Here is an 861-nt window from a genome sequence, read left to right on the forward strand (position 1 = left end):
TCTTTATGCTGGCGCGAAGAGGATCGATCGGGTTTCTCGGCAGCAACAGATTGGCCTTTGCCGCTTTGTTCGCGGTGTTCGCTGCACGTAGTGCCACGATACACGCTTTGGCTGGTGGGACTATGCTTGATGTTAGCGTCTTGCGATAAGCATCATGTATTTGAGGAAATGGGTATTCCATCTCCTGCATCTTGATAATTGATTCCGCCCCAATGCGGATTGCACTGTATGCCGATGATACGCCGGATCGAAGTGCTGTGTTGTTTATCCTGTCAGCGATTGAAACAAGAGCGCTAGTCCTGTCGCCAGATCGCGAGATGATGTGGTTGCTGTGTATATCGATCATTCTTAGCATCGGCTTACTCCCAAATCAGCTTCATGTGACAGGGAGCTTTTACGAGCCAGTAAGCACTGGTCAAGGGGGTAAGGTGGTAAATCGCAGATTTATTAACTTATCCTCTTGGAATAGATTTGTATTTATTGAAGTCATCGCAACTCTATACTATGACGACCACGCAATCAATTCGCGATCGTTCATCGCCTCGACCACAGCGACAATCGCATTTCGGTTGGTGAAATCGGTTGGTGAGTGATCATCGCAACCGATCATCGCAATAAATTCAAAAGCTTAGATGCGATGATAGGCGGAGCTTTCGTCCGCTGCACTCGGCGCGCCGACCGGGCCAACGGGCCGCTATAGCGCTGCGAGACAATGCTTTCGTCAGTTGTTGCTGCGCTCGACCTCCCTCCCACTATGTCCCACTATTGTCCCGCTAGGACGGAAACCGTAAATCATTGTTTTATTGTGCTTTTCCTCACTTGTCCCACTATGTCCCACTAGGTTGGGGAAAGTAGTAGAAG

1 protein-coding gene is annotated in these 861 nt (G+C 49.4%); it reads right to left on the reverse strand.

Features of this window, described 5'->3' with window-relative positions:
- On the reverse strand, positions 1-346 hold a 346-nt coding region (locus AC1DX0_RS36550), incomplete at its 3' end, for a hypothetical protein (protein ID WP_477359456.1).
- Positions 347-861 lie beyond the last annotated feature (515 nt).

The sequence above is a fragment of the Mesorhizobium sp. P3_A9 genome, from assembly GCF_056402975.1.